This is a genomic window from Pseudooceanicola pacificus, from assembly GCF_009789075.1.
Lineage (GTDB): Bacteria > Pseudomonadota > Alphaproteobacteria > Rhodobacterales > Rhodobacteraceae > Pseudooceanicola > Pseudooceanicola pacificus.
Genome location: NZ_WNXQ01000009.1, coordinates 1 through 25,144 on the forward strand (window position 1 = coordinate 1; position 25,144 = coordinate 25,144).

24 protein-coding genes and 1 tRNA gene are annotated in these 25,144 nt (G+C 67.4%); 15 read left to right on the forward strand and 10 right to left on the reverse strand.

Annotation, left to right across the window (positions count from 1 at the left end):
• From GLS40_RS14165 to GLS40_RS14175, 3 genes are all read right to left on the reverse strand, one after another.
• Positions 1–740 (reverse strand): DNA translocase FtsK 4TM domain-containing protein (locus GLS40_RS14165; RefSeq protein ID WP_202076190.1); only part of this gene is annotated, 740 nt, incomplete at its 3' end.
• Between the two features lie 13 nt (positions 741–753).
• Positions 754–1,935, reverse strand: a complete 1,182-nt coding sequence (locus GLS40_RS14170; protein WP_160383402.1) for an aminotransferase class I/II-fold pyridoxal phosphate-dependent enzyme — start codon at positions 1,933–1,935, stop codon at positions 754–756.
• A 109-nt stretch (positions 1,936–2,044) separates the two neighbouring features.
• The gene (locus GLS40_RS14175; RefSeq protein ID WP_160383403.1) at positions 2,045–3,373 is read right to left on the reverse strand and encodes an amidase; all 1,329 of its coding nucleotides are present in this window, start codon (positions 3,371–3,373) and stop codon (positions 2,045–2,047) included.
• 115 nt (positions 3,374–3,488) lie between these two features.
• Between GLS40_RS14175 and GLS40_RS14180 the strand changes: the two genes are divergently transcribed.
• The 12 genes from GLS40_RS14180 to GLS40_RS14235 all read left to right on the forward strand — a co-directional run bounded on the left by GLS40_RS14180 (position 3,489) and on the right by GLS40_RS14235 (position 16,374).
• Positions 3,489–4,709, forward strand: coding sequence for a UbiH/UbiF/VisC/COQ6 family ubiquinone biosynthesis hydroxylase (locus tag GLS40_RS14180; RefSeq protein WP_160383404.1), 1,221 nt, complete (start codon positions 3,489–3,491; stop codon positions 4,707–4,709).
• Between the two features lie 219 nt (positions 4,710–4,928).
• Positions 4,929–6,950 (forward strand): AMP-binding protein, encoded by a 2,022-nt coding sequence (locus GLS40_RS14185; protein WP_160383405.1) that lies wholly within the window; start codon positions 4,929–4,931, stop codon positions 6,948–6,950.
• Between the two features lie 20 nt (positions 6,951–6,970).
• On the forward strand, positions 6,971–7,789 hold the full coding sequence (locus tag GLS40_RS14190; RefSeq protein WP_160383532.1) for an ABC transporter ATP-binding protein: 819 nt from the start codon (positions 6,971–6,973) through the stop codon (positions 7,787–7,789).
• A complete protein-coding gene (locus tag GLS40_RS14195) occupies positions 7,782–8,369 on the forward strand; it encodes a hypothetical protein (protein WP_160383406.1) in 588 nt (195 codons plus the stop codon). The genes GLS40_RS14190 and GLS40_RS14195 overlap by 8 nt, the downstream gene beginning before the upstream one ends.
• Positions 8,369–9,355: a branched-chain amino acid ABC transporter permease gene (locus GLS40_RS14200; RefSeq protein ID WP_160383407.1), complete on the forward strand. Its 987-nt coding sequence runs from the start codon at positions 8,369–8,371 to the stop codon at positions 9,353–9,355. Before GLS40_RS14195 ends, GLS40_RS14200 begins: the two co-directional genes overlap by 1 nt.
• Before the next feature lie 67 nt (positions 9,356–9,422).
• A complete protein-coding gene (locus tag GLS40_RS14205) occupies positions 9,423–9,677 on the forward strand; it encodes a hypothetical protein (RefSeq protein WP_160383408.1) in 255 nt (84 codons plus the stop codon).
• A gap of 16 nt (positions 9,678–9,693) precedes the next feature.
• The gene (locus GLS40_RS14210; protein WP_160383409.1) at positions 9,694–9,945 is read left to right on the forward strand and encodes a hypothetical protein; all 252 of its coding nucleotides are present in this window, start codon (positions 9,694–9,696) and stop codon (positions 9,943–9,945) included.
• Positions 9,945–11,021: a branched-chain amino acid ABC transporter permease gene (locus tag GLS40_RS14215; RefSeq protein ID WP_160383410.1), complete on the forward strand. Its 1,077-nt coding sequence runs from the start codon at positions 9,945–9,947 to the stop codon at positions 11,019–11,021. Before GLS40_RS14210 ends, GLS40_RS14215 begins: the two co-directional genes overlap by 1 nt.
• Before the next feature lie 89 nt (positions 11,022–11,110).
• On the forward strand, positions 11,111–12,385 hold the full coding sequence (locus GLS40_RS14220) for an ABC transporter substrate-binding protein (protein WP_160383411.1): 1,275 nt from the start codon (positions 11,111–11,113) through the stop codon (positions 12,383–12,385).
• An 84-nt stretch (positions 12,386–12,469) separates the two neighbouring features.
• Positions 12,470–13,327 carry an ABC transporter ATP-binding protein gene (locus GLS40_RS14225; RefSeq protein ID WP_160383412.1) on the forward strand — a complete coding sequence of 286 codons (858 nt, stop codon included), beginning with the start codon at positions 12,470–12,472 and terminating at the stop codon, positions 13,325–13,327.
• 120 nt (positions 13,328–13,447) lie between these two features.
• Positions 13,448–14,665, forward strand: a complete 1,218-nt coding sequence (locus GLS40_RS14230; RefSeq protein ID WP_160383413.1) for a phenylacetate--CoA ligase family protein — start codon at positions 13,448–13,450, stop codon at positions 14,663–14,665.
• A gap of 38 nt (positions 14,666–14,703) precedes the next feature.
• On the forward strand, positions 14,704–16,374 hold the full coding sequence (locus tag GLS40_RS14235) for a peptidoglycan-binding protein (protein WP_160383414.1): 1,671 nt from the start codon (positions 14,704–14,706) through the stop codon (positions 16,372–16,374).
• Positions 16,375–16,717: 343 nt separating this feature from the next.
• On the opposite strand, the gene ykgO is transcribed toward GLS40_RS14235, so the two are convergent.
• A complete protein-coding gene (ykgO, locus tag GLS40_RS14240) occupies positions 16,718–16,843 on the reverse strand; it encodes a type B 50S ribosomal protein L36 (protein WP_075784404.1) in 126 nt (41 codons plus the stop codon).
• Positions 16,844–16,916: 73 nt separating this feature from the next.
• A tRNA-Val gene (locus GLS40_RS14245) sits at positions 16,917–16,991 on the reverse strand.
• Between the two features lie 159 nt (positions 16,992–17,150).
• Between GLS40_RS14245 and GLS40_RS14250 the strand changes: the two genes are divergently transcribed.
• On the forward strand, positions 17,151–18,014 hold the full coding sequence (locus tag GLS40_RS14250) for an N-formylglutamate amidohydrolase (protein WP_160383415.1): 864 nt from the start codon (positions 17,151–17,153) through the stop codon (positions 18,012–18,014).
• A 203-nt stretch (positions 18,015–18,217) separates the two neighbouring features.
• On the opposite strand, the gene GLS40_RS14255 is transcribed toward GLS40_RS14250, so the two are convergent.
• On the reverse strand, positions 18,218–19,471 hold the full coding sequence (locus tag GLS40_RS14255) for a DNA polymerase IV (RefSeq protein ID WP_160383416.1): 1,254 nt from the start codon (positions 19,469–19,471) through the stop codon (positions 18,218–18,220).
• A 49-nt stretch (positions 19,472–19,520) separates the two neighbouring features.
• Here GLS40_RS14255 and GLS40_RS14260 point away from each other — a divergent pair, with 49 nt between their 5' ends.
• Positions 19,521–19,940 (forward strand): NUDIX domain-containing protein, encoded by a 420-nt coding sequence (locus GLS40_RS14260; protein WP_160383417.1) that lies wholly within the window; start codon positions 19,521–19,523, stop codon positions 19,938–19,940.
• Positions 19,941–19,949: 9 nt separating this feature from the next.
• Here the strand turns inward: GLS40_RS14260 and pyrF are convergent, their stop codons facing one another.
• Both pyrF and GLS40_RS14270 read right to left on the reverse strand, forming a co-directional pair.
• Complete coding sequence (pyrF, locus tag GLS40_RS14265) at positions 19,950–20,669, reverse strand: orotidine-5'-phosphate decarboxylase (protein ID WP_160383418.1); 720 nt, start codon at positions 20,667–20,669, stop codon at positions 19,950–19,952.
• Between the two features lie 107 nt (positions 20,670–20,776).
• Entirely contained in the window at positions 20,777–21,094 is a 318-nt protein-coding gene (locus tag GLS40_RS14270; protein WP_160383419.1) for a hypothetical protein, read from the reverse strand.
• A 206-nt stretch (positions 21,095–21,300) separates the two neighbouring features.
• Here GLS40_RS14270 and clpB point away from each other — a divergent pair, with 206 nt between their 5' ends.
• Positions 21,301–23,919, forward strand: coding sequence for an ATP-dependent chaperone ClpB (gene clpB / locus GLS40_RS14275; RefSeq protein WP_160383420.1), 2,619 nt, complete (start codon positions 21,301–21,303; stop codon positions 23,917–23,919).
• Between the two features lie 64 nt (positions 23,920–23,983).
• Here the strand turns inward: clpB and GLS40_RS14280 are convergent, their stop codons facing one another.
• Positions 23,984–24,211, reverse strand: a complete 228-nt coding sequence (locus GLS40_RS14280; protein ID WP_235905944.1) for a LuxR C-terminal-related transcriptional regulator — start codon at positions 24,209–24,211, stop codon at positions 23,984–23,986.
• A 161-nt stretch (positions 24,212–24,372) separates the two neighbouring features.
• Positions 24,373–25,140, reverse strand: coding sequence for an autoinducer binding domain-containing protein (locus tag GLS40_RS14285; protein WP_160383422.1), 768 nt, complete (start codon positions 25,138–25,140; stop codon positions 24,373–24,375).
• Between the last annotated feature and the right edge of the window lie 4 nt (positions 25,141–25,144).

Sequence of the window (25,144 nt, forward strand, 5' to 3'; positions counted from 1 at the left end):
CGCAGGGCGGCGACCTCGGCCGCCTCGGCCCGGCGGCGTTCGGCGCGCTCCCGCGAGCGGGCGCGCATCGCGGCAGCGGCGGCATAGCTGCCGTTGACCGCCCGCACGAAGGTCCGCATCGCCCAGACATAGGCCACAACGGCCAGGTAGAGCGCATAGCGCGCCAGGTATCCCAGTTCCCACCGGGTGAAGCCCAGGACGAAGAGGCCCAGCACCATCATCCCCAGGCCGACCCCCAGGGACAGGGTGCTCATGCCGACCGAGCCGTCCGGCGCCACGCCGATCACGGTGCCAAGCACGGTGTCGCCGAACAGGCCGCCGAGGCCGAAGGAATGGCTCCAGGCATCGCCGGCGGTCAGGGTCGCGGCGAAGAGCGAGACAACCGCGATCAGGACCGGAGCGAAGATCAGGCGCGAGACCAGGCGGTCCTCGCCGTTGTGGGTGGCGAAGCGCAGGCCCCAGCCGAAGACGAGGAAGGCCAGCGCCCAACCGCCCCAGCCGACAACCATGAAGACCGGCGCGGCCAGTCCGGCGCCGATCCGGCCCAGCCAGTTCTGCACCGGCGCGTCGGTGGCCGACATCCACGACGGATCGTCCGGCGAATAGGACCAGAACGACAGCATCATCAACGCGCCCAGCACCATCAGGAGGACGCCCGCCAGTTCCTTGCCACGCCGCTCGATCGCGGCCTGCATGTCACTGTCGAATAGCGGATCCCGGTTCCGCGCCTGATATGCCATCTCGCTCTTTCCCTCAGTTGTAGAGACAGTCGCGCAGGCGGGTCAGCGCCTGCACCATCTCTTCTTTTGGGGCCACCATGGCGACCCGGATATATGTCCTGCCCGGATTGTCTCCGTCGGCATCGCGGCCAAGGTAGGTGCCGGGCAGAACCCGCACGCCGGTCTCGGTCCAGAGTCTCACGGCTGCCTCTTCGGCGTCTTGCACCGGCAGCCACAGGAAAAACCCGCCGTCCGGGCCCCTGTAGCCCGGGACGCCGGACAGCACGTCATCCGCCGCCGCGTATTTTTCCTGATAAAGTTGGCGATTCTGTGTCACATGGGCCTCGTCCGACCAGGCCCGTTCCGCCACCTTCTGCAGGGGCAGGGGGATCGGCGCGCCGGCATAGGAGCGCAGGGTGCGGATGCGTTTGATCGACTCCGGCCCCCCGGCGACAAAGCCCGCGCGCAGGCCCGGCAGGTTCGACCGTTTGGACAGCGACTGGAACAGCAGCACGCGTTCCGGGTCGGTCCCGGCCCCGGCCGCGGCGCTCAGCGCGCCCAGCGGGGCGGTGTCGCCCCGGTAGATCTCGGAATAGCATTCGTCGGACAGGACCTGGAAATCATGCTTTTCGGCCAGGGCCAGCAGGTCCTTCCAGTAGCCGCTGTCGGCAATCGCGCCCTGCGGGTTCGCGGGCGAGCAGATGTAGGCGGCAACCGTGCGGTCCAGGATCTCGTCAGGCAGCGCGCCGTAATCGGGCAGAAAGCCGCCCTGCCGGGTGGCGGGCACGAATACCGGCTCGGCCCCCACGGAAATCGCGGCGATCATGTAGACCTGATAGAACGGGTTCGGGATCAGCACCACGGGCCGCTTGCCGCGCTTGTGCTCGGGCATCAGGGCCATCGCGACGTTGTAAAGCCCCTCGCGCGTGCCGTTCAGCGCCATCGCCTGGCTCTGCCCGTCGAGCGTGACCCCATAGCGGCGGCCGATCCAGCTGCCGATGGCATCCAGCATCTCGGGCGTGCCGTCGTTCGGGGGATAGACGCCGAATCCTTCGGCAGACTCGGCGATCACCTGTGTGACCCATTCGGGAAAGGCATGTTTGGGCTCGCCGATGGTCATATGCGTGACAGGGCCGCCCGCCGGAAGGTGGTCGAGCAACGCCCGCAGACGCGGGAACGCATAAGCCGGTAGGTTCGCAAACCGTTCGGGGAACATAGTGCACTGCCTCTGGGTCGGGATCGTTGGCGTCCCGTTGCCGGAAAGGTAGCCAAGACCGGGGGTTTCGTCCAGTTCCCCGGCGACCCCCGCCGGGGATTTGTGGCATTTAGGACAATGCCTTCGCCACCGCCGCTCCGACTCGCAGCAAAGCCGCCTCGCCCATGGCCCGGCCCAGGAGCATGATCCCGCACGAGGGGGTGCCGGTGGGCAGTGTCAGGGCGGACAGGCCCAGCATGTTGCCGATCCGCGTGTTGCGCAGGGCCAGCAGGTTCTCGGTCACGTAATAGTCATGATCGTCCAGCATCCGCTGGGCATGGGGCGGCAGAATCGGGGCGGTCGGCACGATCACCGCGTCATATCCGGCGACCCGGGCGGCCCAGATGGCGCGCAGCTCTTCGATCCGCTCCCAGCCGGCGACGAAATCCGCCGCCTTGACCGCCGCGCCGCCGCGGAAACGTTGCAGGATCTCGGGGAACATCACGTCGGGATTGGCCTCGATCACGTCTTTCCAGGTGCCATAGGCCTCGGGCGCGAAGAGGGTGCCGGAATAGCTGTTGGCCTCGACCACCTCGGGCGCGTCGAAGGGCTCGATCACCGCGCCCGCCGCCGCCAGCCGGTCGCGCGCGGCGGTGAAGCCCGCCAGCGGCTCAGGGCGGATATCGTCAAAGGCCAGCGTCTGCAGCGCGCCGATCCGCAACCCCTTGGCCGAGACGCCGCGCAGGTCGGGCGCGGTGACGCCCTGCAGCACGCCATAAAGCAGCGCCGCGTCCTCGACCGTGCGGCAGAGCGGGCCGATGGTGTCGAACCGCTTGCAGAGCGGCACGACCCCCTCCAGCGTGATCAGCCCCGCGGTGGTCTTGAACCCCACAAGGTCGTTCCAGGCCGAGGGGATGCGGACGGACCCGCCGGTGTCGCTGCCGATGCCCGCCGCCGCCAGCCCGAAGGCGACCGAGGCCGCCGCGCCCGAGGAGGACCCGCCCGGCACCGCCTCGGGGTCGTTCACATTGGGCGGGGTGGCGGTGACCGGGTTCAGTCCGATGCCGGAAAACGCCAGTTCGGACATATGGGTCTTGCCCAGGCAGACGAGCCCCAGGGCCGTTGCGCGCTGCAGCACCACCGCGTCGGCATCGGGCACGCGGCCCTTCAGCAGGGCGGTCCCGGCCTCGGTCGCGGTGCCGGCGCTGTCGAACAGGTCCTTCCACGACACCGGCACCCCGTCCAGGGCCGAGCGGCGCAGCCCAAGGCGCGCGCGTTCCGATGCCGCCCCGGCCTCGGCCAGGGCGCGCTCGCGGGTGACGACGGAATAGATCCGGTCGCGCGCCGGATGGGCGTCGATCGCGTCGAGATAGGCCTGCGTCAGGGCCAGCGGGTCGATCTCTCCGCTGTCGATGCCGCGGCCCAGATCCGCCGCACTCATCCAAAGCCAGTCCTGCATCGCGCGCCCTCCGCCCAAGTGTTGCCGCCAAGTGTTGCCGCGCGACGGTAGCGGCGGTCGGGCGCATGGACAATCCCGGCCGCGTATCCATATTGCCCGCAAAGGGGATCGCGCCATGACAGGTGAAATCGACAGTGACATCCTGATCGTCGGCGGCGGGCTGAACGGCCCGGCCCTGGCCCTGGCGCTGGCCCGCGCGGGGCTGTCGGTGACCGTGATCGACGCGCTGCCGCTGCCCGACCGGGCCGATCCCGGCTTCGACGGGCGGGCCTATGCGCTGGCGCTGGCCTCGGTCCGTCTGCTGCGCGCCATCGGCATCTGGGACGGGGTCGCGGGCGAGAGCCAGCCGATGTTCGAGATCAAGGTCACCGATGGCCATGCCGGGCGGGGCGCGTCGCCTTTCTTCATGCATTTCGACCATGCCGAGATCGAGGAAGGCCCGATGGGCCACATGTTGGAAGACCGCTTCCTGCGCCGCGCCTTCCTTGACGCGATGAGCGCGACGCCGGGCATCACCCATCTGTCGGGCGAGGTGGTGACGGCGCAGCAGGCCGCAACAACCGGGGCCGAGGTCACGCTGGCCTCGGGCCGGGTGCTGAGCGGGCGGGTGCTGGTGGGCTGCGACGGGCGCAGCAGCGGCACCGCCACGCGGGCCGGGATCCGGCGCACCGGCTGGGGCTACGATCAGGTGGCGCTGGTCTGCGCCATCGCGCATGAGCTGCCGCACAACGGGGTGGCGCATCAGTTCTTCATGCCCGCCGGGCCCCTGGCGATCCTGCCGCTGCCGGGCAACCGCTCCTCCATCGTGTGGAGCGAGACAACCGCCGCGGCCCGCGACATTGCCCGGTTGGGGGACGCGGATTTCCTGTCGGTCCTGCGCCCGCGCTTTGGCGATTTCCTGGGACAGATTTCCCTGGCGGGCGCGCGTTTCTCGTACCCTCTGGGCCTGTCGCTGGCGCAGTCCTTCACCGCGCCGCGCCTGGCCCTGGTGGGCGACGCGGCACATGGCCTGCACCCGATCGCCGGGCAGGGGCTGAACGCGGGGCTGCGCGACGTGGCGGCGCTGGCGCAGGTGTTGAGCGAGGCCGCGCAGCGGGGCGAGGATATCGGCGCTCCGGATGTGCTGGACAGATACCAGCAATGGCGGCGGTTCGACACGGCCTCGCTCGCCATGGTGACGGACCTCAGCAACCGGCTGTTTTCCAACGACAATCCCCTGGTCCGTCTGGGCCGGGATCTGGGCATGGGCGCGATCAACGCGCTGCCCGGCCTGCGCCGCGGCTTCGTGCGCGAGGCGGCCGGGCTGACCGGCGATCTGCCCGACCTGATGCGCTGAACCCCACGCCAGACGCGCCGCCACAGCGGCCCGCGCCGGGCCTGTCGGACGGCCATCGGCCTCTGCCGCGCCAGGGCGCCTGCTGCCGCGTTGCAGCATCTCCGGACAGTCGAAGGAGGACCGCGACGGCCCGCGCCAGAGCTGTTACAATTCGTTAGAATTGGGAAATGATCGGGAAAGACTCCTCGGTCACAGTCACCGAACCGCATCACGGGAGAGATGCGGAAAAGCCCGCCGGCAAGGCGGCGCAAGGGAGGAATCGATTTGGCACCTACGTCCCAGGACGCGGGCGGTTTTCCGTCCATTCCCGCCTTGCTGGACCGCAACGCGCAGGCGTTCGCCGGCAAGACCGCTTATCGGGAAAAGGAATTCGGCATCTGGCAAAGCTGGACCTGGGCCGAAGCCAGGGAAGAGATCGAGGCGCTTGCCCTCGGCCTGATCGACCTGGGGGTGCAGAAAGGCGATTTCATCGCCATCATCGGATCGAACCGCCCGCACCTCTACTGGGTCGTGCCCGCCGCCAACATGATCGGCGCGGTGCCGGTGCCCGTCTATCAGGACAGCGCGGCCGAAGAGATGGCCTATGTGCTGGACCACTGCGGCGCGCGCTTCGTGATGGCCGAGGACCAGGAGCAGGTCGACAAGGTGCTCGACGTGCAGGATCGCCTGCCGCAGTTCGAGCAGATGATCTACCTCGACCCGCGCGGGATGCGGAAATACGACCATGCCAAGCTGCACGAATTTTCCAAGGTCCAGGCGACCGGGCGGTCGAAGGCCGAGGCGCTGCGCCCCGAGCTGGAAGCGCGCAAGGCCGCGATCACCCCGGCCGACACCTGCGTGATGCTCTATACCTCGGGCACCACGGGCAAGCCCAAGGGCGTGGTTCTGTCGAACCGCAACATCATCGAAACATCCAAGAATTCCAGCGAGTTCGACAAGCTGAACCCGGGTGACGAGGTACTGGCCTACCTGCCGATGGCATGGGTGGGCGACTTCATCTTCTCGATCGGGCAGGCCTATTGGACAGGCTTCTGCGTGAACTGCCCGGAAAGCGAGGACACGCTGAACAGCGACCTGCGCGAGATCGGGCCGACCTATTACTTCGCCCCGCCCCGGGTGTTCGAGGGGCAGCTGACCACCGTCATGATCCGGATGGAGGACAGCACCCGGATGAAGAAGTGGCTGTTCCGCACCTTCATGGCCCATGCCCGCAAGGTCGGGGGCGCGATCCTCGATGGCAAGCCGGTGGGCGCCTGGGACCGGTTCAAGTACTGGCTGGGCGGCATCTTCGTCTACGGGCCGCTGAAGAACGCGCTCGGCTTCAGCCGGGTGCGGGTGGGCTACACGGCGGGCGAGGCCATCGGGCCGGAAATCTTCGACTTCTACCGCTCGCTGGGGATCAACCTGAAACAGCTCTACGGGCAGACCGAGGCCTCGGTCTTCATCGCGCAGCAGCCGGATGGCGAGGTGCGCTCGGACACGGTGGGCGTTGCCAGCCCCGGGGTGGAGCTCAAGATCGGCGACAATGGCGAGGTCTACTACCGCTCGCCCGGTGTCTTCGAATACTATTACAAGAACGAGGAAAGCACCGCCTCGACCAAGGATGCCGAGGGCTGGGTGGCCACCGGCGATGCCGGCATCATCGAGCCGGACACCGGGCATCTGCGGATCATCGACCGGGCCAAGGACGTGGGCAAGATGGCCGACGGCAGCCTGTTCGCGCCCAAGTTCGTCGAGAACAAGCTGAAGTTCTATCCCAACATCCTGGAGGCCGTGGTCTTTGGCAACGGGCGGTCGGAATGCACCGCCTTCATCAACATCGACCTGGCGGCGGTCGGCAACTGGGCCGAGCGCAACAACATCGCCTATTCCAGCTATCAGGAACTGGCGGGCCATCCCAAGGTCATGGCCACGGTGCAGGAACATGTCGAAGAGGTGAACCGCTCGGTCGCCGAGGACGAGATGCTGTCGGGCTGCCAGGTCCATCGCTTCGTCATCCTGCACAAGGAGCTGGATGCCGACGACGGCGAGATGACCCGCACCCGCAAGGTGCGCCGCCGGACCATCGAAGAGAAATACCACGACCTGCTGACCGCGCTCTACGACGGGTCCAAGGCGGTCTCGACCCGGACGGAAGTGACCTATGAGGACGGGCGCAAGGGCTACATCTCGGCCACGCTGGAAGTGCGCGAGGCGAAAACGGTGCCGGCGGGCGCCCCGAAACAGGTGGCGGCGGAATGACGATGGACGGCAGCACGACGATGCAGGACGGACAGGACGGGTACGTGACCGCGGATGGCCGCAAGATCGGCGGCGTGATCATGGAGATGAAGAACATCACCCTGCGCTTTGGCGGCGTGGTGGCGATCAAGGACATCAGCTTTGACATCCGCGAGGGCGAGATCCGCGCGATCATCGGGCCTAACGGCGCGGGCAAGTCCTCGATGCTGAACGTGATCAGCGGCTTCTACCACCCGCAGGAAGGCGAGATGATCTACAAGGGATCGCGTCGCCCGCCGATGAAACCCTACGAGGTCGCCCGCCAGGGGATCGCCCGGACGTTCCAGAACATCGCCCTGTTCGAGGGCATGACCGTGCTGGACAACGTGATGACCGGGCGGCTCAACTACATGAAGACCAACCTGGCGCAGCAGGCCATGTGGTGGGGCAAGGCGCAGAAGGAAGAGGTCGCCAACCGCGAGGTGGCCGAGCGGATCATCGACTTCCTCGAAATCCAGTCGATCCGCAAGACGCCGGTGTCGCGGCTGCCCTACGGGCTGAAGAAGCGCGTGGAACTGGCCCGCGCGCTGGCGGCGGAACCTTCGATCCTGCTGCTGGACGAGCCGATGGCCGGCATGAACGTCGAGGAGAAGGAGGACATGAGCCGCTTCATTCTGGACGTGAACGACGAATTCGGCACCACCATCGCCCTGATCGAACATGACATGGGCGTGGTGATGGACCTGTCCGACCGGGTGGTCGTGATGGATTACGGCAAGAAGATCGGCGACGGCACGCCCGACGAGGTGCGCAGCAACCAGGACGTCATCGACGCCTATCTGGGGGTCGCGCATGACTAGGCTGGCGGCGGTCCTGGCGCTTGCGCTGATGCCGGCCGCGGCCACCGCCGGGGCGGGCAAGCGGGCGGACATCGGGGCGATGATCCGGACGATGGAGGCCTGCTTTGCCATGTTCGAGACCGGCAAGCGGCCCGCCGCGCCGGACTGGGAGGTGGCCGACGCGGAAGGCCGGGCCTGCGCCCCCGGGGCCTGCGAGGGCAGCGACATGATCTTTGCCGGGCGCGCGGCCGGGGCCGAAGGGATGCTGTTGCGGATCGCGCGGCAGAGCGGGCCGATTGCCGACGGCATCGCCGATTTCGCCTGTGGCAACCAGACGGCGATGGATGGGGAAATGACCGTGGGCGAGATGCAGCCTCTTATCGACTGGGCCGCGGTGCAGGTGGCCGAGGGCCGGATGACGGCCCTAGGCGACGGGGCCCCGGCAAAGACCTGGCCGCCCGCCACCGGCCTGCCCGACCGTCTGACCGGATGCGCCTGGAACGGCAGCCGCTATGTGGTGCGCTTCCCGGGCGGGGGCATCTTTTTCTCGGCATGCATGCCGTTGGCCGACCCGACCCCCTGCCCGAAGGAGACAAGCTGATGCCTGAACAACTGCTTTTCGCGATGGAGGTCACGCTGAACGGCCTGATGGCGGGCGTGCTCTACGCGCTGGTCGCCCTCGGCTTCGTGCTGATCTTCAAGGCATCGGGCATCTTCAACTATGCCCAGGGGGTCATGGCCCTGTTCGCCGCGCTGACCCTGGTGGGGATCATGGAGGGGCAGGTGCCCTTCGGACATCTGATCAACGCCATCTTCGGCACCGAGATCCACCATTTCGGCTGGCATGTGCCCGGCCTGATCGCCATCGTCATCACCATGATGATCATGGTCGCGCTGGCCTGGGCGGTGAACCAGTTCGTCATGCGCCACCTGGTGAACCAGGAGCCGATCATCCTGTTCATGGCCACCATCGGCCTGGCCTATTTCCTGGAAGGCTTCGGCGACCTGATGTGGGGGTCGGACATCAAGAACCTGGACGTGGGCCTGCCGCAGGGCCTGAACAGCTGGATCGACGAGACCACGTTCAACGCGCTTGGCTACGGCTTCTTCATCGACAACCTCGACATCGTCGCCTCGGTCGTCGCGGCGCTGCTGGTGGTCGCGCTGGTGGTCTTTGCCCAGTACACCAAGCAGGGCCGCGCGATGCGCGCCGTGGCCGACGATCACCAGGCGGCGCTGTCGGTCGGGATCTCGCTGAACTTCATCTGGGTCATGGTCTGGTCGGTCGCGGGCTTCGTCGCGCTGGTCGCGGGGATCATGTGGGGCTCGAAATCCGGGGTGCAGTTCTCGCTCTCGCTGATCGCGCTCAAGGCGCTGCCGGTGCTGATGCTGGGCGGCTTCACCTCGATCCCGGGCGCCATCGTCGGCGGGCTGATCGTGGGCGTGGGCGAGAAGCTGTTCGAATTCGCCATCGGCCCGATGATCGGCGGCGCGACCGAAAACTGGTTCGCCTATGTGCTGGCGCTGGTCTTCCTGGTCTTCCGGCCGCAGGGCCTGTTCGGGGACAAGATCATTGAGCGCGTATGACCCTGCCATGCCTCGCGACCGGGGGCAGGCGATGACCGGATGTCAGACCCTCGGGAGGGTGTGAGGATTGCTGCTGCACAAGGCCATACTGCTGATCCTGCGGATCGTGCTGGGGATGTCGATCATCGCCACCTTCGCCAGCATCGCCGGGTTGGGCATCGCGCGGCAGGCGGTCGAGGGCGGCGCCGATCTGGGCGAGGAGGCCCGCACCACCGGCGGCCAGCTGGCGGCATGGCTGCGGATCGGCGGACCCGCGGTTGCAATGGTCGCGCTGAGCGCGACGACCGAGCGCTGGCTCTGCCGCCGCTGGGGCATGGCCTGAGAGGGAGGACGGACGGATGCACAAGGCGATTGCGGTGGTGAACGTGGTGGCATGGTCCGGGTTCTGGGCCTTCGGCTATCTCGCGCTGTCGGCGCATGTCGAGGACGCGGGCCAGATGGTGACGGCGACTCTGCTGGCGGCGCTTGGGGGCGCGATCGGGCTCTGGGCCCATCTCCGGCTGGTGCGGCCATCGGAACAGACAGGGTATGCGGTGGCGCCGATACGGGGCCTGCCGACATTCGAGGACAACAAGGGAGAGGGCGTCTGATGCTTTACCGTGAGGCGGGGGACTTCAAGACCTCCTATAAGGACGACAGCCAGACATTCCCGATCCAGATGGACCGGTGGGGATATTACGCGATCCTCGCGATCGCCTTCATCGCGGTGCCGCTGGTCATCAACGATTACTGGGCCAGCGCCGTGCTGCTGCCCTTCCTCATCTATGCCATCGCCGCGCTTGGCCTGAACGTGCTGACCGGGTTCTGCGGGCAGGTCTCGCTGGGGACCGGGGGCTTCATGGCTGTGGGGGCCTATGCCTGCTACAAGCTGATGACCACGTTCCCCGAGGTGTCGATCCTGGTCCATGTGGTGCTGGCCGGCGGGATCACGGCGCTGGTCGGCGTGCTCTTCGGCCTGCCGTCGCTGCGCATCAAGGGCTTTTACCTGGCGGTGGCGACACTGGCGGCGCAGTTCTTCCTGGTCTGGCTGTTCAACAAGGTGGGCTGGTTCTACAACTACTCGGCCTCGGGCCAGATCAGCGCGCCGGAACGCACCGTGATCGGCCTGGCCGTGACCGGGCCGGTGGCCACGCCCGCGGTGAAATACCTCGTCTGTCTCAGCTTCCTCGTCGCCTCGGCCTGGATCGTGCGCAACCTGACGCGCGGCTCGGTGGGGCGGAAGTGGATGGCGATCCGCGACATGGATATCGCGGCCGAGATCATCGGGGTGAACCCGCTGGCCTCCAAGCTCACCGCCTTTGCCGTCAGCTCGTTCTTCGTGGGCATTTCCGGGGCGCTGTTCTTCAGCGTCTATCTCGGCGCGGTCGAGGTGGGCGAGGTCTTCGGCATCCAGAAATCGTTCCTGGTGCTCTTCATGATCATCATCGGGGGGCTCGGCTCGATCTTCGGGTCCTTCGCGGGGGCGGCCTTTATCGTGCTGCTGCCGGTGTTCCTGAAGAACGTGCTGGTCGGCGGCCTGGGCTGGGCGACCGACCTGGCGGCGCATCTGGAAATCATGATCCTGGGAGGTCTCATCGTGACCTTCCTGATCCTCGAACCGCACGGGCTGGCACAGCTCTGGCGGGTCTCGAAAGAGAAACTGAGGCTCTGGCCCTTCCCGCACTGAGCGGGGAGGCCGACACCAGACCGCGGGCAAGAGGAGAACCCGCGGCCGGGCAAGTAACCGTAAGAGAACCCAATGGGAGGAAGTCACTTATGAAACTGAAACTGCTTGCGGCCGTCGCCGCGACCATGATGGCGGTCAGCCCGGCGATGGCGGAACTCGTCATTCCCGCGCTGAACTACCGGACCGGACCCTACGCCCCCTCGGGCATTCCCTATGCCGACGGCTTTTCCGACTACATGACGCTGGTCAACGAAAACGGCGGCATCGACGGCGAAATGGTGAAAGTGCTGGAATGCGAAACCGGCTACAACACCGAGAAGGGCGTGGAATGCTACGAGCAGACCAAGGGCCAGGGCGCGCTGATCTACATCCCGCAATCCACCGGGATCACCTATCAGCTGATCCCCAAGGCCTCGGCTGACGAGATCCCGATCTGGTCGGTGGCCTACGGGCGCACCTCGGCCGTGAACGGCAAGGTGTTCAAATGGGTCTTCAACCTGCCCGCCACTTACTGGGATGCCGCCTCGATCATGGTGAAATACGCCATGGAGCAGGAGGGCGGTTCGCTCGAAGGCAAGAAGATCGCGCTCGTCTACCACAACTCCGCCTATGGCAAGGAGCCGATCCGCACGCTGGAGAAGCTGTCCGAGAAGCACGGCTTTGAACTGTCGCTGCTGCCGGTCGACCATCCGGGCCAGGAGCAGAAATCGCAGTGGCTGCAAATCCGCCGCGAGCGTCCCGACTATGTCTTCATGTGGGGCTGGGGCGTGATGAACTCGGTCGCCGTTCAGGAGGCCTCCAACATCCGCTTCCCGATGGATCACTTCATCGGCGTGTGGTGGTCGGGCTCCGAAGGTGACGTGGTGCCCGTGGGCGCAGGCGCCGACGGCTACAAGTCGATCACCTGGCATGGCGCGGGCACCGATTTCCCGGCTCTGCAGGAGATCAAGACCAAGGTCATCGACGCGGGCAAGAACGCCGGCGACGGGTCCAAATGGGGCGAAGTGGGCTACAACCGGGGCGTCTATGCCGCCGCCGTTGTCGCCGAGGCCCTGCGCCACGCCAAGACCATGGGCGACGTGACGCCGTCGAGCATGCGTGACGCGATGGAGACCCTGGGCATGACCGACGAGCGCTGGACCGAGCTGGGCTTCCCCGGCTTCACCGCGGCGTTCCAGGTGACCTGTGCGCGGCACTCCTCGCCCCGCCTGGGCGCAATCCAGCAGTGGAACGCGACCGACAAGACCTGGACCATGGTCAGCGACTTCATGGAGCCGGACTTCGAAGTGGTCGACCCGCTGATCGAGGAAGACTCGATGGCCTATGCCGCCGAGAACAACATCACCCCGCGCGAGTGCAACTGATCTCCGCGACGTGACACCGCCGGGGCCTTCGGGCCCCGGCACCCCCACCCGGGCCATGCGCCCGACAGGATACCCGAGGACGAGATGAGCCAGGCAGAGACCATCACCCCGACCGCACCCGCAGAGGCCCCCGATACCGGCGAGGCGCTGCTGAAGGTGAGCAATATCGAGGTGATCTACAATTCCGTCATCCTCGTGCTCAAGGGCGTCTCGCTCGCCGTGCCCAAGGGCGGCATCACCGCCCTGCTGGGCGGCAACGGCGCGGGCAAGACGACCACGCTCAAGTCGATTTCCAACCTGCTGCGCTCGGAGCGCGGCGAGGTCACCAAGGGCCAGATCATGTATCGCGGCGAACAGATCTACGGGCTGAGCCCGTCGGAGCTGGTCAAGCGCGGCGTGGTGCAGGTGATGGAGGGGCGGCATTGCTTCGAACACCTGACGGTGGAAGAGAACCTGCTGACCGGATCCTACACGCGCGGGGCCTCGCGCGGGGAAATCGACGCCGACCTGAACATGGTCTACGACTATTTCCCCCGCCTCAAGGAACGCCGCCGGTCGCAGGCCGGCTATACCTCGGGCGGGGAACAGCAGATGGTGGCCATTGGCCGCGCCCTGATGGCCCGGCCCGAGATGATCCTGCTGGACGAACCTTCGATGGGCCTGGCCCCGCAGCTGGTCGAACAGATCTTCGAGATCGTGAAAAGCCTGAACGAGAACGAGGGCCTGACCTTCCTGCTGGCCGAGCAGAACACCAACGTGGCGCTGCGGTATTCGCATTACGGCTACATCCTGGAATCCGGCCGCGTCGTGATGGACGGACCCGCCAAGGACCTGCGCGAGAACCCGGACGTCAAGGAATTCTACCTCGGCATGTCGGACGAGGGGCGCAAGTCGTTCCGCGATGTCCGGTCCTACCGGCGCCGCAAGCGCTGGCTGAGCTGAGGCCCCTGCCGGCGCGGCGCGAAGGGCGCCGCCCGGATCCTGCAACCCAGTGACCGCCGCCGGCGGCCTGTACGACCTGCGCGCCTGAACCCGGGCCGCGCCCGATGTGGAGACGGAGCCATGAGCACCTATTTCGACACGGCCGAAACCCGCAGCGCGGACGAACGCGCAAACGCCATCGCGCGCGACCTGCCGATGCAGATCGCCGCCGCGCAAAGGCTGCCGGGTTACGCCTCGCTCGCCGATGTCGATGCCGCCTCCGTGACCTCGCCCGGCGCGCTGGCCGCGCTGCCGGTGCTGCGCAAGTCGGACCTGGTGGCAGGGCAGCAGGCCGCGGCCCCCTTTGGCGGGCTGACCACGCTGCCGGTGAGCGGCTTCGCCCATGTCTTTCAGTCCCCCGGACCGATCTACGAACCGGGCGGCACGGGGCATGACTGGTGGCGCATGGGCCGGTTCCTGCATGCCTGCGGCATCGGCAAGGGCGATATCGTGCAGAACTGCTTCGGCTACCACCTGACGCCGGCGGGAATGATATTCGAGAATGGTGCGCGTGCCGTCGGTGCGGCCGTTCTGCCCGCGGGGACCGGGCAGACCGAGCTGCAGGCCAGGGCCGCGCATGACGTGGGAGTGACCGCCTATGCCGGCACGCCCGACTACCTGAAGGTGATCCTGGACAAGGCCGAGGAGATGGGGCTGGGCCTGAGGATCACCCGCGCGGCGGTCGGCGGAGGCGCGCTCTTCCCGTCGCTCAGGCAGGAGTATGTCGATCGCGGCATCTCCTGCCTGCAGTGCTATGCCACGGCGGATCTGGGTAATGTCGCCTACGAAAGCCCGGCGATGGAGGGGATGATCGTCGACGAGGGCGTCATCGTCGAGATCGTGACCCCAGGCACCGGCCTGCCGGTGAAACCGGGCGAGGTGGGCGAGGTGGTCGTGACCTCGCTCAACCCCGATTACCCGCTGATCCGCTTTGCCACCGGCGATATGAGCGCGGTGATGGAAGGCACCAGCCCCTGCGGCCGCACCAACATGCGGATCAAGGGCTGGATGGGCCGGGCCGACCAGACGACCAAGATCAAGGGCATGTTCGTGCGCCCCGAACAGGTGGCCGCGCTGGTGGCCAAACATGCCGAGATCTCGAAGGCCCGCGTCATCGCGCAGCGCGAGGGCGAGATGGATGTTATGATTGTGAAGATCGAATCCGCCGACGGATCCGGGGAACACTATCTGCCTTCGGTGGTTGACCTGCTGAAGATGAAGGGCCGGATCGAGATCGTGCCGCCGGGCTCGCTGCCCAATGACGGCAAGGTGATCGAGGATCTGCGCAGTTACGACTAGGCCCCGGGCGCGACTCCCGCCCCGGGCGGGAGGTTTGAATGAAGCGATTTCAACTGACGGCCGGCATGGTGCTGGCGATGACGGCGGCTGCCCCCCTGGCGGCGGCCGATCTGGCGTTTGTCGTGGTCAATGGCGAGTACGGGGCCGAACCCGATATCCGCGTGCGCGGTCTGTCCGAAACCATTGAGGGCGCGCTGGAGGATGCGGGCTTCCGCGTATTCGCGGGCCGTGACGCAACCGGGCCGGGCATGCAGAAGCTCGCCGCCGAATTCGCCCAGGCGGTGGAAGAGGGGGGCGACAACCGCATTGTGGTGGTCCTCTCCGGGCATATGGCGCAGGGCGCGGGCGGCCCCTGGCTGCTGGGAACCGAGGCCGAGGCGCCCGATGCCTTTGGCGTGGGCGGCGTTGCCCTGCCGGTGGCCCCGCTGGCCCAGATCGCCGCCACCGCGCCCGGCCAGGCCGTGGTGATGATCGCCGACACCCCCGGAAACGCCGAACTGGGCCGGGGCCTGCTGGCCGAGGTGCAAGCCATCACGGCACCGCAGGGCGTGACGCTGGTGCAGGGCCCGGTCTCGGACCTGGCCGACCTGCTGAGCGATGCGGTGCTGGTGCCCGGCATGTCCTATTCCGGACTGTCCGGCGAGGCCGGGCGGGCTGTCCGTCTCGGCGGCTTCGTCTCGCCCGTCACCGGGCTGCTGCCCGGCGCCGATCAGGCGATGGCCCCGGCCCCGGCTCCCGCTCCTGCACCGGACCCGCAGGTCGATACGGGCGAGCTGGCCTATTGGAACGCCGCGCAGGACATGGGCACCGCCGATGCGCTGCAATCCTACCTCAACCGCTATCCCGAGGGTCAGTTCGCCGGTGACGCGCGCCGGATGATCGAGGATCTGAAACAGGCCCCCCTCCGGCAGGCCCAGGCGGGGGAGGAGGCGCTGAGCCTCAGCCGCGATCAGCGGCGGACGGTGCAGCGCAACCTGTCGCTGGTGGGCTTCGATCCCAAGGGGATCGACGGCATCTTCGGCCCCGGCTCGCGCGCCGCCATCGGCCAGTGGCAGGGGGCGAACAATTTCGAGGCCACCACCTATCTGACCGGGCCGCAGGTCGACCGGCTGCAGGAACAGGCGGCCATCGAGACGCAGAAGCTGGAAGAGCAGGCCCGCCAGCGCCGCGAGGCCGAAGAGGCCGCCGACCGCGCCTATTGGCAGGACGTGGGCCAGGGCCAGGACGAGGCCGCCCTGCGGGCCTATCTCAAGCGCTACCCGGAAGGGCAATTCGCCGATGTCGCCAACGAGCGGCTGGCCGCGATCGAGGCCGAGAAGCGCCAGCAGACCCAGGGCGCCGAGATGCAGGCCTGGGATCAGGCGCAGGCACAGGATCAGGTCGCCGCATATCAGCAGTTCCTGGAGGCCTATCCGCAATCGGGCTTTGCCGAGGCCGCCCAGGCCCGGATCCAGCAGCTGCAGCAGGAACAACAGAATGCCGCCGCGATGCAGGCCGCCGAACAGGAAGAGGCCCGGATCGCGGGCAACCAGGTGACCCGCCTGCTGGCCGAGAAGCGGCTGCAGCAGCTGGGGTATGACATCGGGGCCGCCGACGGCGCGCTGGACGAGGCCGCGCGGCGCGGTATCCGCCGGTTCCAGCGCGAACAGGGGATACCGGAAACCGGCTTTATCACCCAGGACACGATGGTGCGGCTGCTGGCCTTCTGATCCGGCCCGGGCCCGGGGGTGGAGCGATCCGTCCCGGGCCCTTTACCGGGACCTGGTCAAGCATGGGGCCGGGCGTGGGTCGATCCGGTCCTTTCCGGACACTGGCCGATCCGGCTCGGGCCACGGCTGGTGCCGCGCCGCCTGCCTGTGGGCTGGTCCGCCTCGGGCCGGGTGCGGGGCGGGGGCAAGGTACGGGGCGGACCGGGTCCGGCTCAGGCCGGGTGCGGAGCGGGGGCCGGGTACGGGGCGCGCCTGGATTTTGCACGCGCAGCCGGAAACGAGAAAGGCCGCCCTTGGGCGGCCTTGTCGTTGGACCCGCGCCGATGGGCGCGGTATCGCTGCCTCAGCCCTGGCGGGCCTTGTAGCGGCGCTGCGTCTTGTTGATGACGTAGACGCGGCCTTTGCGGCGCACGACCCGGCAATCCCGGTGGCGCTGCTTCAGCGAGCGGAGCGAGTTACGAACCTTCATGGCCTTCTCCTCATGTCGCGGCGCTGCGAGCGCCTAGGTTGCCGTATGGCCCCTGAGGGGGCCGGTGAATTCATGGTGGGCGATACTGGGATCGAACCAGTGACCCCTACGATGTCAACGTAGTGCTCTACCGCTGAGCTAACCGCCCATGAAACCCTTGCGTCCCCGATCCGTTGCACCGCCCCAACAAAAGGGGCGCGGGAGGTCCGCGCCGGTTCGCAGGTCTATAAAAGGAGTCGAAACCGGGATCAAGGGGCTTTTGGGCCGCAAATATTTCGCGCTATCATTGCCGTAAGAGGGAGTGCCCATGACGTCCATGTCCTATGAGATCCTGTCCCCCGAACGGCAGACCACCAGCGTGGTCTTCGCCTCTCCGCACAGCGGACGCGACTACCCCGAGGATTTCCTCAGGGTCTCGGTGCTGGACGAAAGCTCGATCCGCTCGTCCGAGGACGCCTTTGTCGACGATCTGTTTGCCTCGGCGCTGGAATTCGGGGCGCCGCTGCTCAGGGCGCGGGTGCCGCGCGCCTATGTCGATCTGAACCGCAGCGCCGACGAGATGGACCCCGCGCTGGTGGAGGGCGTGCGGCGCAGCGCGCATAACCCGCGCATCACCTCCGGCCTGGGCGTGATTCCCCGGGTGGTGGCCAACGGGCGCGCGATCTATCGCGGCAAGCTGACCCTGGCCGAGGCCCATGCCCGGATAGACCGCTGCTGGCGGCCCTATCACACCGCGCTGCAAGCACAGCTGAACGCCACGCACCGGATGTTCGGGGAGGCGATCCTGGTCGATTGTCATTCGATGCCGCACGAGGCGGTGGACTGTATCGCGCGGGCCGGGGCGAAACGGCCCGACGTGGTGATCGGCGACCGGTTCGGCGCCTCTTCGGACGGCGGGGTGGTGGACCGGATCGAGGATGCCTTTACCGCCGCCGGGCTGCATGTGGTGCGCAATGCGCCCTTTGCCGGGGCCTATGTCGCGCAGCACTACGGGCGGCCCTCGCGGCGGCAGCATGCGGTGCAGATCGAGATCGACCGCTCGCTTTACATGGATGAGGCGCGGATCGTGCCGAATCCGGATTTCGACGCGATGCGGGCGGTGCTGCGGCAGGTGGTCGGACGGATTGCCGATATCGGGCGGCGCAGCGATCTGCCGCTGGCGGCGGAGTAGCCCCGGGCGGGTTGCGCTGCCTGCGGCATCGCGCGGGAGTTCGCGACCTCAGGCCCCCCTGCGGGGAGCCATCGGTCGCGAAGCCTCCGGCGGGGATATTTCCGGCCAGAGGAAGCGGGCGGGGCGTGCGCTGCGGCGGGCCGGGGGCCCGGGTGCGGTCTGGCCGGGATGGGTCTTTTTGCGGGCTGGGCGCGGCGCTGCCCTCAGCGCAGGGCGCGGCCCTTGACGATGGCGTCGCTGCCGAAGCGTTTGCGGATGGCGTCGGTGGCGCGTTCGGCCTGGCCGCGGCGGCGGGCGTCGGGGTCGAGCAGGTCGCCGGAGCGGTCGGCATCGCCATCGGGGACAAGATCGGAGATGCCGACGCCGATCAGCCGGTAGGGCCCCTGGGCGCCGACCTGATCGAACAGGCTGCGCGCGCGGCGGTAGATGGCATCGGCCATCTGCGTCGGTTCGCGCAGGGCGGCGCGGCGGGTCAGGGCGCTGTGATCGGCGCGTTTCAGTTTCAGCGTGACAACCCGGCCGGCAAGGTCGCGGGCCTTGGCGCGGTCGGAGACGTTTTCGGCCAGGCGCCAGATATGGCCGTCGAGGATGTCGGGGTCGGCTGTGTCGTCGTGAAAGGTCGTCTCGTTCGAGATCGACTTGACCGGGGCATTGGCCGAGACGCGGCGGCGGTCCTCGCCCCGGGCGAGGTGCCAGAGCCGGTCGCCCATGTTGCCGAACCGGTCCGCGAGGTCGCGCCGCTCCCAGCGGAGCAGGTCGGCGAAGGTGCGGATGCCGGCCTTGTCGAGCGAGGCCTGGGCCGCATTGCCGACGCCCCAGATCAGCCGCACCGGGCGGTCGCGCAGGAAATCCGCCGTTTCGGCCCGGCCGATCACCGAAAAGCCGTGCGGCTTGTCGAGATCGGAGGCGACCTTGGCGAGGAACTTGTTGTGCGACAGGCCGATGGAGCCGGACAGGCCCAGCTCGTCCCGCATGCGTTTCACCAGCCGGGCCAGCATATGCGCGGGGGCGTGGCCGTGCAGGCGGGTGGTGCCGGTGAGGTCGAGGAAGGCCTCGTCGAGCGAGAGGGGTTCGATCACCGGGGTCAGCTCTTCCATCATCGCGCGGATGGCGCGGGAGGCCTCGACATAGGCCGACATGCGCGGCTTGATCACCACCGCCTCGGGGCAGAGTTTCAGGGCCTGGAACATCGGCATGGCCGAGCGCACGCCCCGGATGCGCGCGACATAGCAGGCGGTGGAGACCACGCCGCGCCGGCCGCCGCCGATGATCACGGGCTTGTCCGCCAGGGCCGGATTGTCGCGTTTCTCGACCGAGGCATAGAAGGCGTCGCAATCCATATGGGCGATGGACAGGCTGTTGAGCTCGTCATGGGCCACGACGCGCGGCGACCGGCAGGCCGGGCAGCGGGCACCGGCGTCGAATTCGGTCAGGCAATCGCGGCAAAGTGCGGCCATTTCGCTGTCGCTCGTGGAAACCTGCGGGATTGCATCATACATATCCGCCATGGGCGATGACAGTGCATTTGCGGGCGCCAAGGTGGCGCTGTTCCTGGGGGCGGACCTGCTGGTCATCCGCCGGGATGCGCACAAGCCGATTCCCTGGCCCGGATATCTGGATTTCCCCGGCGGCGGGCGCGAGGCGGGCGAGACACCCGAGGATTGCGTGCTGCGCGAGACGAGGGAGGAGGTCGGCCTGGACCTGGCCGCCGCAGAGCTGAGCTGGCGGCGGCGCTATGTCGATAGGGCGGGGCCGGTCTGGTTCTTTGCCTGCCGCCTGCCGGCGGAGCGGCGCGGGCAGGTCGTCTTTGGCGAGGAGGGGCAGGGCTGGGGGCTGATGCGGCCCGAGGCCTATCTGGGCCATCCCGACGCGATCCCGCATTTCGCCGACCGGCTGCGCGACTATCTGGCGAGCGCCGGGGCCTAGCCCGCGGCGTCAGGCGAAGCTGGAGTTCGACTGCCAGGCGGTGCGGATTTCATTCTGGATCGATTCGGCGGCCGCACGCGGATCCTCGTTGCGCCAGACCGGGCGGCCGACCACGATGTGATCGGCCCCGTCGCGGATCGCGGTGCGGGGCGTGGCGATGCGTTTCTGGTCGTCGTCCAGCGCGGAATAGGGGCGGATGCCGGGGGTGACGATCAGGCGCCCCTCCGACGCGGGCAGGGCGCGGATCGCAGCGGCCTCTTGCGCGGAACAGATGACGCCGTCGGCCCCTGCCTCGAAGGCGCGTTCGGCCCGTTCGATCACGATCTCGCGCAGGTCGCCCTCGCGGATCATCGCCTCGTCAAGATTGGCGCGTTCCAGCGAGGTGAGGATGGTGACCGCCATGATCTTGGTCTGCGAGCCGGCCGCGCCCTCCTTGGCGGCGCGCACGACATAGGGGTCGCCATGCACCGTCAGCAGGTCGAGTTCGTACTGGACGAGGCCGCGCACCGCGTTTTCCACCGTGGCGGGGATGTCGAACAGCTTCATGTCGAGGAAGATGCGCTTGCCCTGTTCCTGCTTCAGCTCGTTGGCGAGGGCGAGGCCGCCGCCGGTCAGCATTCCAAGGCCGATCTTGTAGAAAGAGACCGCGTCGCCGATGCGGGCGGCCATGTCGAGGCCGGCAACCGCGTTCGGCACGTCCAGTGCGACGATGAGCCTGTCGTCCGCCATGCTATCCTCCGGGGTTTCGGTGGTCATGCGGCGAACGGGCCGTCAGGTCAAGCTTTGAACCGGGCGGTGGCGCGCAATGCGCCGCAAATTGCCCCGTCGCTGGCCGTTTAGGCTGCCCGGTTGCCCAGCAGGCGGTCCCAGAGGCCGACGGTCGCCTCGCGCACCGAGGGGGGCACGATGATCGGCATCGACAGGTCACCGGCGGGGCGGCGGCTGCGCATCCCCTTGCGATCGGCGTTGTGGCGCTTGACCGCGCGGTCCAGCACGGCCTTGGAGACATCGGCATAGCCGAGGTCCAGCGGCGCCGGCAGCGACACCGGGTAGGTAAAGGCCTCGTCCCCTTCGAACAGGGTGACGGAAGCCTCGAAACACCGGGCGGCGGGGTTGTAGGCGACTTGGGATATGCGTGTTTTCTGAGTGACCATAACAGCCTCCTGTGGACGAACCGGAGCCTGGCGGCGACCGGTTACGATTTCCTCAATAACGCTCTATCGCGTCAAAAAGTTCCATTCACGTTCCGGCGAGTGCTTGAACGGCGGGCGTTTCTCCCCATGTCGGGAGCAAGGTTCCGGCGGCCATGCCTGATGCAGGGTGGCGGCCACAGGGACGCTTGTGAAAAGGAGAATGACCCATGGACTTGAGCAAGTTCACGGAGCGGTCGCGCGGCTTCATCCAGGCGGCGCAGACGATCGCGATTCGGGACAACCACCAGCGGCTGGCCCCCGAACATGTGCTGAAGGCACTGATGGATGATGGCGAGGGACTGGCGAGCAACCTGATCCGCAAGGCGGGCGGCGATCCCGCGCGCGTGGTCCAGCAGCTTGCCCTCGCGCTGAACAAGATCCCGAAGGTGAGCGGCGATTCCGGCCAGACCTACATGGACCAGCAGACCGTCAAGGTGCTGGCCGAGGCCGAGAAGATCGCCCAGAAGGCCAAGGACAGCTTTGTCCCCGTGGAACGGCTGCTGACCGCGCTTGCACTGGTCAAGAGCCCCGCCAAGGAAGCGCTGGAAGCCGGGGGCGTCACGGCGCAGAAGCTGAACGAGGCGATCAACGACATCCGCAAGGGCCGCACCGCCGACACGTCGAGCGCCGAAGACACCTTCGAGGCGCTGGAGAAATACGCCCGCGACCTGACCAAGGCGGCCGAGGAAGGCAAGATCGACCCGATCATCGGGCGCGACGACGAGATTCGCCGCTCGATGCAGGTGCTGTCGCGGCGGACCAAGAACAACCCGGTGCTGATCGGTGAACCCGGCGTCGGCAAGACGGCGATCGCCGAGGGCATGGCGCTGCGTATCATCAATGGCGACGTGCCCGAGAGCTTGCGCAACAAGCGGCTGCTCGCGCTCGACATGGGCGCGCTGATCGCCGGTGCGAAATATCGGGGCGAGTTCGAGGAACGGTTGAAGGCCATCCTGAAGGAGATCGAGGGCGCCGCCGGCGAGATCATCCTCTTCATCGACGAGATGCATACGCTCGTGGGCGCCGGCAAGACCGACGGCGCGATGGATGCGGCGAACCTGATCAAGCCCGCGCTGGCCCGCGGAGAGCTGCACTGCATCGGGGCCACCACGCTGGACGAATACCGCAAATACGTCGAGAAGGACGCCGCGCTGGCACGCCGGTTCCAGCCGGTGATGGTCGAAGAGCCGACCGTGGAAGACACGATTTCGATCCTGCGCGGCATCAAAGAAAAATACGAGCTGCACCACGGCGTGCGGATCAGCGACGCGGCCCTGGTGGCGGCGGCGACCCTGTCGAACCGCTATATCACCGACCGTTTCCTGCCCGACAAGGCCATCGACCTGGTGGACGAGGCCGCCAGCCGCCTGCGGATGGAGGTCGACAGCAAGCCCGAGGAGCTGGACCAGCTCGACCGGCAGATCCTGCAGATGCAGATCGAGGCCGAGGCCCTGAAGAAAGAGGACGACACCGCCTCGAAGGACCGGCTGGAACGGATCGAGAAGGAACTGGCCGACCTGCAGGACCGCTCGGACGAGATGAGCGCCAAGTGGCAGGCGGAACGGGACAAGCTGGCCTCGGCCCGCGAGCTGAAGGAACAGCTGGACCGCGCCCGCGCCGACCTGGAGATCGCCAAGCGCTCGGGTGACCTGGCCAAGGCGGGGGAGCTGTCCTATGGCGTCATCCCGCAGCTGGAAAAGCAGCTGAACGAGGCCGAGCAGCAGGAAGCCGAAGGCGTGATGGTCGAAGAGGCCGTGCGCCCCGAGCAGATCGCCCAGGTTGTCGAGCGCTGGACCGGGATCCCGACCGCCAAGATGCTGGAGGGCGAGCGCGACAAGCTGCTGCGCATGGAAGACGGCCTGCACAAGCGGGTCATCGGCCAGAACGCGGCGGTGCGTGCCGTGTCCAATGCGGTGCGCCGGGCGCGCGCCGGGCTGAACGACGAGGGGCGGCCGCTCGGCAGCTTCCTCTTCCTCGGCCCGACGGGTGTCGGCAAGACCGAGCTGACCAAGGCCGTGGCCGAGTTCCTGTTCGACGATGACGACGCGATGGTGCGGATCGACATGTCCGAGTTCATGGAGAAACACTCCGTGGCGCGGCTGATCGGCGCGCCTCCGGGATATGTCGGCTATGACGAGGGCGGCGTGCTGACCGAAGCCGTGCGGCGGCGGCCCTATCAGGTCGTGCTGTTCGACGAGGTCGAAAAGGCGCATCCCGACGTGTTCAACGTGCTGCTGCAGGTGCTGGACGACGGTGTCCTGACCGATGGCCAGGGCCGCAAGGTCGACTTCAAGCAGACGCTGATCGTGCTGACATCGAACCTGGGGGCCCAGGCCCTGAGCCGGCTGCCCGAAGGGGCGGATGCCGGCGAGGCCAAGCGCGACGTGATGGAAGCCGTGCGGGCGCATTTCCGGCCCGAGTTCCTGAACCGCCTGGACGAGATCATCGTTTTCGACCGGCTGGCCCGGCAGGACATGGACGCCATTGTCGACATCCAGATGGGTCGGCTGCTCAAGCGGCTGGCCAGCCGCAAGATCCGGCTGGAGCTGGACGACAGCGCGCATCGCTGGCTGGCGGACGAAGGCTATGACCCGGTGTTCGGCGCCCGCCCGTTGAAGCGGGTGATCCAGAAGGCCCTGCAGGACCCGCTGGCCGAGCTGATCCTGGCCGGCGATGTCATGGACGGCGCTGTGGTCCCGGTTACGGCCGGGGTCGAGGGGCTGATCCTGGGCGACCGGGTCGGCGCGACCAACCGCGACAAGCCGCGGGACGCCACCGTCCACTGACGGCCCGGCAGCTGAACGCAACGAACGGCCCGCCCCACCGGCGGGCCGTTTTCCTGTGCAGGGGCTAGATCAGCCCGTTCGACACCGCGATGGAAACCGCGTGGGCGTTGGTGCGGGCCTTGAGCTTGCGGCGCATGTTCTTCAGGTGCCAGGCCAATGTCCGGTCCGGCATGCCGAGGCGATCCGCCATCTGCTGGGACTGGTCCCCGAGCGCAAGGCGGCGCAGCAAGATTCGTTCGATTTCAATGAGTTCTTCGAATGCAGCCTGATCCGGCTGTTCCGACTGGTGCATCCCCTTCACCAGCGTCCCCCTGCATGTTACCGGGCGCTCCCCACACCCGTCGTCCAGTGCGGCCCGCCATATCTGACCCGGCCAGCCGCGCGTACTGCATAGTTTTCCAGAGGCCGGTGCGCTGACGCAATACCCCTTTCGGGGGGTCGGATCTGGGGGGGTCAGATCTGGTTGTGCAGGATCGCCAACGCCACCGCCTGCGCATTGGTCCGCGCCCGCAGCTTGCGGCGCAGGTTGCGCATGTGCCAGGCGACGGTCCGGTCCGGCATGAGCAGCGCATCGGCCACCTGCTGGCCCTGGTCGCCCCGGGCAAGCCGGACCAGTATGCGGCGCTCGATCTCGGTGAGCCCGAAATGGTTGTCCGAAACCTCCTGCGCGTCGATGCAGGCGGACAGAAAGCCGAGGATGTCCTTGACCGTGCCGCTGGTCTCGACGAATTCCCTTTCGTGTTCCGCGCGGTCGGTATCCTTGTCCTGGATCAGGCTGATACCGGTCATCGTCTTGCCCAAGGGTCCGTTTCCGCGCGAAATCGCAAGGGCCGTACCGGCGCGGTACCCGTTGTCGAAGACGTAGTCGATGAGCTCGATCTCCCGTCGGGACAGGACGGCACCCTTTCGCGAGCGTTCGAGCTCGGACCACAGCATCGGCCTGTTTGCGTTGATGCAGTGCTTGACGATCACGTCCGCCTCGTACATCCGCGCATCCATGTACCCGGCGACGAAGTCATCGTTCATCGAGGTGTGCGACGCGACGCCGACCATCTCGCCTTCGGGCGTGGCGTGCAGCTGTGCGTAGAAATATGACGTGTAGCCGAGGCGGGCGATCTCTTCGGAAAAGACCTTGAAGACACCCTCGGAGTCGGTCGCGGACGAGAAACGGTCTGCCAGGAGGTCCAGTTGACCGGGTCGGGTCTGCTTGCCTCCGTCCATCGGA

Excerpts from the sequence above, each read along its gene's own strand:
- GLS40_RS14280 (WP_235905944.1), bottom strand. The coding sequence starts at position 24,211 with ATGCACCAGTCGGAACAGCCGGATCAGGCTGCATTCGAAGAACTCATT.
- GLS40_RS14175 (WP_160383403.1), bottom strand. The coding sequence starts at position 3,373 with ATGCAGGACTGGCTTTGGATGAGTGCGGCGGATCTGGGCCGCGGCATC.
- clpB (WP_160383420.1), top strand. The coding sequence starts at position 21,301 with ATGGACTTGAGCAAGTTCACGGAGCGGTCGCGCGGCTTCATCCAGGCG.
- GLS40_RS14200 (WP_160383407.1), top strand. The coding sequence starts at position 8,369 with ATGCCTGAACAACTGCTTTTCGCGATGGAGGTCACGCTGAACGGCCTG.
- GLS40_RS14225 (WP_160383412.1), top strand. The coding sequence starts at position 12,470 with ATGAGCCAGGCAGAGACCATCACCCCGACCGCACCCGCAGAGGCCCCC.
- GLS40_RS14215 (WP_160383410.1), top strand. The coding sequence starts at position 9,945 with ATGCTTTACCGTGAGGCGGGGGACTTCAAGACCTCCTATAAGGACGAC.
- pyrF (WP_160383418.1), bottom strand. The coding sequence starts at position 20,669 with ATGGCGGACGACAGGCTCATCGTCGCACTGGACGTGCCGAACGCGGTT.
- GLS40_RS14170 (WP_160383402.1), bottom strand. The coding sequence starts at position 1,935 with ATGTTCCCCGAACGGTTTGCGAACCTACCGGCTTATGCGTTCCCGCGT.
- GLS40_RS14195 (WP_160383406.1), top strand. The coding sequence starts at position 7,782 with ATGACTAGGCTGGCGGCGGTCCTGGCGCTTGCGCTGATGCCGGCCGCG.
- GLS40_RS14255 (WP_160383416.1), bottom strand. The coding sequence starts at position 19,471 with ATGGCCGCACTTTGCCGCGATTGCCTGACCGAATTCGACGCCGGTGCC.
- GLS40_RS14190 (WP_160383532.1), top strand. The coding sequence starts at position 6,971 with ATGCAGGACGGACAGGACGGGTACGTGACCGCGGATGGCCGCAAGATC.
- ykgO (WP_075784404.1), bottom strand. The coding sequence starts at position 16,843 with ATGAAGGTTCGTAACTCGCTCCGCTCGCTGAAGCAGCGCCACCGGGAT.
- GLS40_RS14180 (WP_160383404.1), top strand. The coding sequence starts at position 3,489 with ATGACAGGTGAAATCGACAGTGACATCCTGATCGTCGGCGGCGGGCTG.
- GLS40_RS14210 (WP_160383409.1), top strand. The coding sequence starts at position 9,694 with ATGCACAAGGCGATTGCGGTGGTGAACGTGGTGGCATGGTCCGGGTTC.
- GLS40_RS14270 (WP_160383419.1), bottom strand. The coding sequence starts at position 21,094 with ATGGTCACTCAGAAAACACGCATATCCCAAGTCGCCTACAACCCCGCC.
- GLS40_RS14250 (WP_160383415.1), top strand. The coding sequence starts at position 17,151 with ATGACGTCCATGTCCTATGAGATCCTGTCCCCCGAACGGCAGACCACC.
- GLS40_RS14235 (WP_160383414.1), top strand. The coding sequence starts at position 14,704 with ATGAAGCGATTTCAACTGACGGCCGGCATGGTGCTGGCGATGACGGCG.
- GLS40_RS14220 (WP_160383411.1), top strand. The coding sequence starts at position 11,111 with ATGAAACTGAAACTGCTTGCGGCCGTCGCCGCGACCATGATGGCGGTC.
- GLS40_RS14260 (WP_160383417.1), top strand. The coding sequence starts at position 19,521 with ATGGGCGATGACAGTGCATTTGCGGGCGCCAAGGTGGCGCTGTTCCTG.
- GLS40_RS14230 (WP_160383413.1), top strand. The coding sequence starts at position 13,448 with ATGAGCACCTATTTCGACACGGCCGAAACCCGCAGCGCGGACGAACGC.
- GLS40_RS14185 (WP_160383405.1), top strand. The coding sequence starts at position 4,929 with ATGCGGAAAAGCCCGCCGGCAAGGCGGCGCAAGGGAGGAATCGATTTG.
- GLS40_RS14285 (WP_160383422.1), bottom strand. The coding sequence starts at position 25,140 with ATGGACGGAGGCAAGCAGACCCGACCCGGTCAACTGGACCTCCTGGCA.